This window comes from Roseibium sp. (assembly GCF_025698965.1).
GTDB lineage: Bacteria > Pseudomonadota > Alphaproteobacteria > Rhizobiales > Stappiaceae > Roseibium.
The window spans coordinates 1-9361 of sequence record NZ_JAILWL010000250.1 but is presented as its reverse complement, the minus strand read 5'-3'; the positions used below and the strand labels follow the sequence as shown (position 1 = coordinate 9361).

The 9361-nt window shown below is 52.2% G+C and carries 7 protein-coding genes; 5 read left to right on the top strand and 2 right to left on the bottom strand.

The features are described 5' to 3' along the window. The 3 genes from fhuB to K5905_RS19355 all read left to right on the top strand — a co-directional run. On the top strand, positions 1 to 1675 hold a 1675-nt coding region (gene fhuB, locus K5905_RS19365), incomplete at its 5' end, for a Fe(3+)-hydroxamate ABC transporter permease FhuB (RefSeq protein ID WP_297586746.1). 344 nt (positions 1676 to 2019) lie between these two features. Continuing rightward, positions 2020 to 3096 carry a siderophore-interacting protein gene (locus K5905_RS19360; protein ID WP_297586744.1) on the top strand — a complete coding sequence of 359 codons (1077 nt, stop codon included), beginning with the start codon at positions 2020 to 2022 and terminating at the stop codon, positions 3094 to 3096. Positions 3097 to 3189: 93 nt separating this feature from the next. After that, a complete protein-coding gene (locus K5905_RS19355; protein ID WP_297586742.1) occupies positions 3190 to 3831 on the top strand; it encodes a TetR/AcrR family transcriptional regulator in 642 nt (213 codons plus the stop codon). A gap of 137 nt (positions 3832 to 3968) precedes the next feature. On the opposite strand, the gene K5905_RS19350 is transcribed toward K5905_RS19355, so the two are convergent. Together K5905_RS19350 and K5905_RS19345 are read right to left on the bottom strand one after the other, a co-directional pair. Beyond that, a complete protein-coding gene (locus K5905_RS19350) occupies positions 3969 to 4352 on the bottom strand; it encodes a VOC family protein (protein WP_297586741.1) in 384 nt (127 codons plus the stop codon). Positions 4353 to 4603: 251 nt separating this feature from the next. Then, the gene (locus tag K5905_RS19345; protein ID WP_297586739.1) at positions 4604 to 5284 is read right to left on the bottom strand and encodes a sugar transferase; all 681 of its coding nucleotides are present in this window, start codon (positions 5282 to 5284) and stop codon (positions 4604 to 4606) included. A 974-nt stretch (positions 5285 to 6258) separates the two neighbouring features. On the opposite strand from K5905_RS19345, the gene K5905_RS19340 reads away from it, so the two are divergent. Together K5905_RS19340 and K5905_RS19335 are read left to right on the top strand one after the other, a co-directional pair. Continuing rightward, positions 6259 to 8745, top strand: coding sequence for a tetratricopeptide repeat protein (locus K5905_RS19340; protein WP_297586737.1), 2487 nt, complete (start codon positions 6259 to 6261; stop codon positions 8743 to 8745). 291 nt (positions 8746 to 9036) lie between these two features. Then, on the top strand, positions 9037 to 9361 hold a 325-nt coding region (locus tag K5905_RS19335), incomplete at its 3' end, for an NAD(P)-binding domain-containing protein (RefSeq protein ID WP_297586735.1).

Below are 9361 nucleotides of genomic sequence, written 5' to 3'. Positions count from 1 at the left end.
GACACTTTTTGCACCCGGCCTTGTCGCTTTCAGCCGGGACGCGGTTGCCGCCGCAGGCAGTCTTGTGGCGGCCGGTGTCGTCTTCGCACTCGTCTCCAGACGGAGTTTTTCACCGGTAACCCTGGTGCTGGGTGGCCTGGTTGTCAGCCTTTATTGTGGTGCTGCCGCTACTCTGCTGACGTTGCTGAACGACAGGTATCTGGCCAGCCTGTTCATCTGGGGAGCGGGATCGCTGTCTCAGCAGGATTGGACCATTCCGCTGAGCCTTGTTCCCAAACTTCTCGTCTTGTCACTTGCGGCCATCTTGTTGGTTCGCCCGCTGGCTGTTCTCAGCGTTGGAGACGATTCGGCCCGTGCGCTCGGCGCTTCGCCGGCGACGTTCAGAGCACTGACAGTCGCCGTGGCCGTTGGCCTGGCAGCGATCGTAACCAGTGCAGTCGGCGTTATCGGCTTTATCGGGCTGGCTGCACCGGCGCTTGCCCGTTTAACTGGTGCCCGGACAGTTGGCAGTCAGATAGTCTGGTCGACATTGATCGGCAGTTTATTGTTGTTCCTGACCGACAATACCATTCAACTCCTTGCTGGATCGCTTTCGGACTTTATTCCGACAGGAGCGGTGACGGCGTTGTTCGGCAGTCCCTTGTTGTTGCTTCTGCTAAGGAAAACGAAGTCACTCCAAGTGCCCGGGGCGCAACCAGCCGCAGTCACGCGCTGGTCATTACCGATGTCCGTAACACTGACGCTTGGAATTTTATTCCCTTTTCTACTTTTGATCGGCAGCATCGCGTTCGGCAGGACAGGGGCAGGGGCCTGGCACCTGATTTTTTCAAGTTCTGCCTTCGACCTGCTATGGGAATTGCGGGCACCGCGGGTGGTCAGTGCTGCCGCAGCCGGGGTCATGCTGGCGGTCGCCGGAGTCATCCTTCAACGGCTTTCGGGAAATGATATGGCCAGCCCGGAAGTACTAGGCGTAAGTTCCGGTGCCATGCTTGGCCTCGCCTTTGGCGTCTTCTTCCTGGCATCCAATCAGACCGGTCCTCTTGTTGTGTGGGCGGCCGTTGGTGCATTCGCGATCATGGGGCTGATCCTTCTCATGGCCAGGAAAAGCGGATTTCAGGCTGAACGCATGGTTCTGGCGGGGATTGCATTCACGGCACTGCTCGATGCTCTGATCGGAGCTCTTGCCGCGACGGGCGATCTGAGATCGCTGCTTCTGCTGCGTTGGATGAGTGGTTCCACATACGGAGCCACAGACCAAAGCAGCCTGCTTCTTGCAGGGATTTCACTTGTTCTTTTCGCAGTGTGTCTGGTGCTGGTTCGCTGGGTCGACATCCTCGACCTTGGGCCGCAGGTTTCAGGAGCGCTTGGTGTGCCGGTTAAGCGTGCAAGAGGCGTTCTGTTCTGCCTTGCAGGATTGATGACTGCTGCTGCAACACTGTCGGTCGGGCCTTTAAGTTTCATCGGGCTGATGGCGCCGCATATTGCCCGGCAGCTCGGATTCACGCGAGCCGGAGGCCAGATACTGGTATCGGCATCCGCCGGAGCAAGTTTGATGATCGTTGCCGACTGGATTGGCCGGAACGGCTATTTTCCGTACGAAATGCCGGCAGGGCTTATATCGGCACTGGTTGGGACACCGTTCCTGATGCTGCTCTTGAGCCGACAAGCGGAGTGAATGTTTCCGCGTTGACCAAGGTCTGTCTCCTGGCCGTTGCTCGCAACATCACGCGATCCGGTTTTCCCGACTCACGTTTTTGGTGTAAGAACGCGACAGCCAGGGCAACTAATTTCGATATCGCGAATGTAGCGCCGCCTCAGCCCAAAAAAATCTTCAAATCAATTCCAGGCCTATCGCCGGCAGCATCCAACAGGAGACTGCCAGGTTAACGGTTTATCGTGTTCGGTTTCAATCTGCCTTGGGGTGATTGCAAACGGAACTGCGTATCGAGTGTGTCGAATTTTCTCAAGGATTACGAACACTTCACTTGGGTTGGAAAAAGCGAAACGAGTTCGAACAAGATGTCAAATCAGACCTTATCCTCAAGCACGTATGTGCCTTTTGCTGGCGCAGATGAAGCTTTTGCGCAGTTGGTCGCCCATGCTGAGGAACATGACGCGGTTCTTGAAACTTCAGGACCGGGGGACGCCCGAATTGTGGTTGGGGACAACTCCATCCAGATCACCTCAAACGGAAAGGGACTCTCCTTCAAGGTTGCGGCGGTTTCCGAAAGTCTCCTGTGCATCTTGAAGGAAGCATCGGTTTTGCACCTGAAAGACCTGAATGCGACCGCTGCCGAAGCGCTCAGATGGAAAGATGCTGGTGTCGACAATATCGGCGAAGGACGGCCGGCAAATTTTCAGGAACTGGTATTGGTTGACAGGAGTGAACCTCTATCCGGTCTTCTAAGATTGCAATTTGAAAGTTTGGGCGAAATTGAAAGGCTCAAGGGACCGGGGATACACGTTAAGCTCCTGTGTCCTGCCGTTGCTGGCCGGATACCCGTATGGCCCACAACTGCTGCCAACGGGACGACAACCTGGCCGGTCGGGGAGGACGCGCTTCACGCACGCTATTATACGATCCGGTCCGTAAATCTGGATACTGGCACAGTCGACTTCGACATCGTCAGGCATCCAGGTGGTGTGATTTCAGATTGGGCGGAAAAGGCGCGGCCGGGCGACAGGATCGGCCTTCTCGGTCCTGGGGGGCACGAACGCCCGAGCGAAGGCGATCGCATTTTTCTCGCAGGTGACCAGACAGCATTGCCGGCTCTGGCGCGCATGCTGGAGGATCTTCCAGCGAATACTTCCGGGCACGTCATTGGAGAAGCGGAAACTCTGGACGAGCTACGATCCTATTTGCCTGAGACAGATCTCACATTGCATGCTCTGCCGCACGCCTGTTTCAGCGACGAAATCTTGAACTTGGCGAGGCAACAAACCGGCAAGGACACCACGCAATTTGCGTGGTTTGCCGGGGAGTATAAAAACGCACAGGAAATGCGAAAACTCTTCAAGAGCGAATGGGGGCTGAGCAAGGGGCGCCAGTTTTCAATAACCTATTGGCGCAAAGGGAAGGTTCATAAAGCCAATTAATGCTTTAAACCGGACGCGCTGAGACGTGCAGAGATTCGCTCTTGTCACGTCGGTTATTGATGGATTGTTAGATTGGGTGAGAGGAGAGGCTGAGTGTCAGTTGCCGAGGGGACATCTGTCAAAAAGCGAAAGGCGGCGCAACAGGAGCGTTCTCGCGCAAGGGTTCAGCTCATCCTCGATACGACACTGGCCATGCTGAACGAAGGTCCGGCTGACAGGATAACGACCAATGAGATCGCCAGACGGGCCGGGATCAGCATCGGATCGCTCTATCAGTTCTTTCCGAAGAAAGACGCAATCTTCTACGAACTTTTCAGCCAATGGCTACAGCAAACGCTGGATCAACTGGATGAAGTTGGCGACCGGTTCGATGGCGGCGAACGGCTGGAAGAGCTTTCTGATGCCGTATTCGAATGCCTGTCGCGCGATGACAGCATCAACTCTCAAGGGCACTGGCAGCTGCTACGTGCAATGGGCAGTACTGAGGAACTGGTCGCCCTCGAAGCGCATCACCAGAAGGAGGTGTTCCGGCGGATCGTGGCTTTTCAGGAAAAGTTCGGACGCAAGATTCCGCCCCGGCAAGCAGAGGTGCTGGCCACACTGCAGCACCATGTAACGGTCGGTTGCCTTGCTGCTGCCGCGCAGGTCGGACCTCATGCGGAACGCGATGCAGTGCTGGAATGGGGCAGAAAGACCATGCGGTTGGTCTACGATATCGAAAAGCTGAATGCCTGAGGTTTCAGCGCTCCGGCAATAAGCCGCCGCAAACCCGTTGATGGAGAGAGAGGCTGCAGCGTTGCAGAGCCAATGAGGCAAGCGATACGTTGCCTGCAAACCTTGAAGCTCTGCGGACAGGATTCCAGCTGCACTAATCAGATTGTATCGGGCAAGTACGGTTCGCCGACTTCGATCAAATGCCGATCTGGATCATAAAATCTGAAAACGCGCTGTCCCCAGCTCTGCTGGAGAATTGGATGCACCAGATCCACTTGCGGCTTTATGCGCGCATAGACTGCGTTCAAGTCCTCTACTTCAAAATAAAGAACGAGGTTGGTGCGGCCATAGGGACCGGTTTCGTCAGGGTTTTTTCCGAATATGGTTCGATAGAGTGAAGCACCGTCGTGAAGTGCAAAACCGTTCTCGAACTGAACGAAATTGCCGTGATCCTCGACGACATTGAGTTGCAGAACATCCCTATAGAATGCCACCGACTTGCCAATGTCCTGCACAAAGGGCAGGGGGTTGATGAATTTCATGAGGTCACACTATCAGGCTCCAGGCCATTCCCAACGAGAACCGCTCCCACGCAGCAACTCTATCTCTCACACGTTTGTAGGCGTTTTAAATTCAAAAACCTATAGATCAACGGAAGACGGCCAGTTTCAAGCGCAATAGAGATACGTTTGATACAGATTTATTCGGGTCAGCGCCAACGGTGTCGCGAACAAGAAACGCCACGTTGCAAACATTGCAGCGTGGCGTGAATTACGATCAGCAGAATGAGGTTCTAATAGCCTTTGCCGCCGAAAAATTCTTTCATGACGGTTTCGAACATAATTCTGATGTCCAGCAAGGTTGACTGGCTTTCGATATAGTCGAGGTCATATTCAAGACGCATGCGGGCCGCGTAGGCATCTTTCGTTTCCCCTCTGAACCCTCTGACCTGGGCCAGACCGGTTATACCCGGCCTGACTTTATGCCTGGATTGATAACGCGAGTCGAACTCCTCGTAAGGAACACCGTTTGCCAGCATGCCCGGAACATGAGGCCGCGGCCCGACAAGCGACATTTTCCCTTCAAGGACGTTCAAAAGCTGCGGCAACTCGTCAAAATTGCTGCGACGCAAAAAGCGACCCAAGGGTGTGATGCGCGGATCGTCTTTAACGGTTTGCTGAACACCGGAAGTGTCGCAGCTCTTGGTGTACATTGACCTGAACTTGTAGGCGACAAACGTCTCCCCGTTCAGGCCGTGCCGCCTTTGACAGAAGAGCACCGGCCCCTTGCTGGTAAACTTGACCGCCGCTGCAATGAACAGGAGTAACGGGGAAAGGAGAAGCAGGCCAACCGAGGCGCCTATCAGATCCACAGACCGTTTAAGTGCCTTGCTCGCATTTCCGGTGCTTGAATATCGTCCCGTAATTGATCGCGTTGATGAAATTTCATCAACTGAATAGACATTGTCAGACACAATAATTTTTCCCAGCCATCAAATTTCATATTCTGACACATCGCCAGATTTATCAAAGTGCAAATTAGCGAATTCAAAGGCACATAAAATAGTTTTCAACCCGCCCGATTTGATCCGAGCAACGTTAATAGTCTATTAAGTTATTTTGAAATTTTGTGCAATAGCCTCTTGTAGAAAACTGTAAGTGATTTTTTTCAAGGGCTTATGGAGTTACGTGTCTGAAAATTTTTCACTTCCCTTGCTTTTTGGTTGCGTTGCGAAAAAAAATCAGCATTTCTTTGGTGGACTTTGCAGTCAAATCGCATGCACGTGAATTCTGATGTCAGTTCGATTTCTATCGGTATTGCCTTTGTGGTTTGTGTGATTTTACTAAATGAAATTTACTCAATTGAAGCTGGGCTCTGTCATTCAATTGTGTAGGGTGAAAAATTGCCTGAATTTACATGGTTGAAATCATCGATATCTCTTATGAAATTTTCGTCAAGATGAAGATTTGGAAAACTCGATTAGAGAAACAATTAGAAACAATAAAGTCAGGGAGAGTGTGTGTTTCAGCGTGTTGAATCTGGTATGAGCGTAGCCGCATGACATTACTGAAAAACGCCCGTTTGGGTGTTCAAACGTGTGACATTGTTGCCAGACCCTTGAGAAGGCAAGAGTGCTCCGGCGGGAGCTTGAAAGCGCAAGCTTACACGCACACGACGCGAATTTTGGCGTGAACAATGCTCAAAAACGTATTAGAAACTCTTTCAATGGAGCAATCCTTGAAACGGTAAGTGGAAAAGTAATAATAATTCGATCTTTACAAATTTTATTTGCGAAAATCGTATTATACGAGAAGTTTGCGATCGGTTTATTGTCTGGAGTGAAGTAAGGTGAAAAAGTTTATTTTCTTAAGGGCGTAAATTGTTGAGGAGTACTGTGGAAATTAGGTGTCTGTTGATTTTTATCTTGTTAGTTGCGATGGGAAGACAATGTTTGTTCATTTCGGCAAATATGTAAGAAACTCCGTGCTGGTTCTAAGTTTGTGCACTGGCTCTTTCGCACATGCACAATCGTCGAGTGAGCTGATCCAGAAGGCGGAAGAGCTGCTGAACAATGCGAGCGATCCGGAAACCATTCAGGAAGCTGAAGACCTTCTGTTTGAAGCCGTCGATAACAACAGCGCCAAAGCTCTGTATGTCCTTGGTGAAAACTACGTCGAGGGAAATGTACTGGCCCAGAACGAAGGCCGTGGCTTGGCCATGATCAGTGAGGCAGCCGCGCTCGGTTTCAAACCCGCATCTTTTTATTTGTTCAAGTTTTATCAGGAAAAAGGCGAGTACACCAACGCTGTCGGCAGTCTGGAGGCTCTGGCAGCGCAAGGGGATGTGCGCGCCAACGATCAATTGGCCAAGTTCTACGCCACGGGTCCCGAAGCATTTCGAGACCTGGCACGCGCTCAGAGTTTTCTCGATGCTGTTGTTGCAAACAGCGGTAACGACGAAAATGCGATCAAGCGGACCGCCAGCACGAGAGTGACCCTGATCGAGGCGCAACTCGAAGATGGCGGGTTCGATACAAACAAGGCCTTGTCCGAGTTGGAGCAACTGGCGTCCCAAAACGTTGAGGGTGCTCTTTTCCTGTTGCGCAAGATTTATTCGAGAGGCCTCTACGGTGTACCAGCCGACCCGGCAAAGGGAATCGGATACATCGCAAAAGCGGAAAATCTCGGCAACTCGAGTGCAGCTCTTTTGCTTGGGCAGGAGTATGTGAAAGGAGCGAATGTCGACCGCGATCTCGAGAAGGGAATTTCTCTGCTCGAAAAAGCCGCTGAAAACGGTCAGGAGCGGGCTAATGTCATTCTTGCTTCGCTGGTGGTTGACGGCAACTACGACGGACTGAGCCGTGAAGTAGCCGAGGCGATTTTGTCTGATGCAGCGGACGGTGGTGACACTTCTTCCGCCAGAACGCTCGCAAGATCGTATGCGCGTGGTGATTTCGGTGCGGAGCGCACAAAGGAAGCGTTGACATATGCCCGAGAACTAGCGTCAAACGGCGAAGAAGGGGCTGTCATCCTGTTGGCGGACACTTTGCTGCGGGAAGATGCAAGCAAGGAAGAGATCGACGAAGCGGTCGCGAAACTCGACGTGCTAGCCAATACAGGCTCTGAAAAAGCTCTGATGCGGCTGATCGAACTCAATCTCGACGAAGAATTCATTCCGCGAAATCAGCAGGTGGCGGAAGACTATCTGGCAAAGCTGACGCCAGAGGCGACGGGAAGCTCGAAGAGGTTCCTTGCCGACCTATTTCTGTCGGGTGAACTTCTGGAACAGGACCCGGTCCTTGGCCTTCGCTATTTGACCGAAGCCTATAACGATGGGGTCGCATCTGCGGTTGTTCCTTACGCGCGTATCTTGATTGAAGGTGAAATCGTTCCGGCAAACCCTGAAAAAGGGATCGAAATTCTGGAAACGGCTGCGGCAACTGGCGATGTCAGGGCCAAGCAGGGATTGGCCAGTCTCCATCTCGAGGACGGTCAGCCATACACCGACAAGGTGAAGGGGTACAGCCTCCTTGAAACGCTGGTTTCTGAAACAGATGGGCCGACTGTTCCTTTCCGTCTCGGACGGGCGTATCTGCGCGGTGAAGGCGTGCCGATCGATGTTGCCAAGGCTGCAGTCTATCTGGAAGAAGCTTCCGACCGAGGACACAGTGCAGCGCCGTTTCTGCTGGGACGCGAGTACTTGCACGGCAGGAACCTCGGAAGAAACTTCCGGTTGGCGGAGAAATTCTTTGCGATAGCGGTGGAGCGCGGGAACAAGCGTGCTTTGACCAGCCTGGGGGATGTTTTCTGGCGGAATCGTAACAACAAACGTGCGCTGGAACTTTACCAGCAGGCCGCCGATGAGGGCGATGAAACAGGAACGATCAAAATCGGATTGGCTTATTTGAACCCTGCGAGATCGCCTGGAAAGCAGGCCGAGGGTTTAAGGCTGCTCGAAGATCTGAGTTCGTCCGGTTCTGCTCAGGCGTCCATGGCGCTGGCGAATGTCTTCCTGCGTGGTGACTATGAAATGCCGCAGGACAATTCCAGGGCGCTGTCCTACTACGATTCAGCGATTGCTGCGGGGAATGATGCGGCTGCAGGATTGCGTCTGACACTGCTTTCGGAAATCAATTCTTCAGTCGAGGATTTTGAGAAAATTTCACTGCTTTCCGAAGATCTGACCGAAGCCGGGCGGAATCGCTTTGTCCAAAGTGGATTTGATCGGGCCGGTCGGCAGGTTGCCTACATCGTTCAGGAAAAGCTTCAGGACCTTGGATACTACAAAGGTGCTCTGGATGGTTTGTTCGGACGCGGCTCCGAAGCAAGTATGTTGCTGTTTTGTCAGGACGATGCGTTCAACGGTCCATGTGCAACGCCTGTTTGGAGCCCCGAGAACGCAATTCGTGTCCTCAAGCATGAAAAACAAAACTAGAAGGAGATTTGTTTGATGGTCTCCTTCTTGGCCGAAAAAAAGAATTCGCCGAAAAGTAGTGGAAGTAATAATCGGTGGATCTTGAGTGATGATTAAAAGAATTATTGCTATATATGTCGATATTAATTTGAGTTTTAAGGCTGGAGAATAACATTTAATGTAAAAGTGTATTTTTAAAGTGAGTCCGAAATCTTATCTCAGTTGTTCTGCGGAGGTTTCGCGAATTTTACTTAGGGAATATTAAGGTGAAACTTCAGCGGGCGCTTTTCGTGCTGTATTTAAGGAATAGGAATGTTAGTTTCAATATTTGGTCTAGGGTATGTCGGGGCGACGGCCGCGTGCTGTATCGCCAAGCAAGGGCATCGGGTTATTGGAGCCGATGTTAGCGCTGCGAAGGTTAAGGAACTCAACGGGGGGCAGTCCCCGATCACCGAACCTGGGCTGCAGGAACTCTTGAACGAAGCACTCGATAACGGAAATCTCCACGCCGTTACCGAGATTGGCGACTGGATTTCAGGTTGCGATGTCGCAGTTGTCTGCGTCGGCACACCAAGTTCGCCAGACGGCTCGCATGACATGAGCTATGTGGCCAAGGTGTCCACCCAGATTGCGCAGG

Bases quoted from the DNA above. Each gene is read 5' to 3' on its own strand.
- K5905_RS19360 (WP_297586744.1), top strand. From the start codon at position 2,020: ATGTCAAATCAGACCTTATCCTCAAGCACGTATGTGCCTTTTGCTGGC.
- K5905_RS19350 (WP_297586741.1), bottom strand. From the start codon at position 4,352: ATGAAATTCATCAACCCCCTGCCCTTTGTGCAGGACATTGGCAAGTCG.
- K5905_RS19340 (WP_297586737.1), top strand. From the start codon at position 6,259: ATGTTTGTTCATTTCGGCAAATATGTAAGAAACTCCGTGCTGGTTCTA.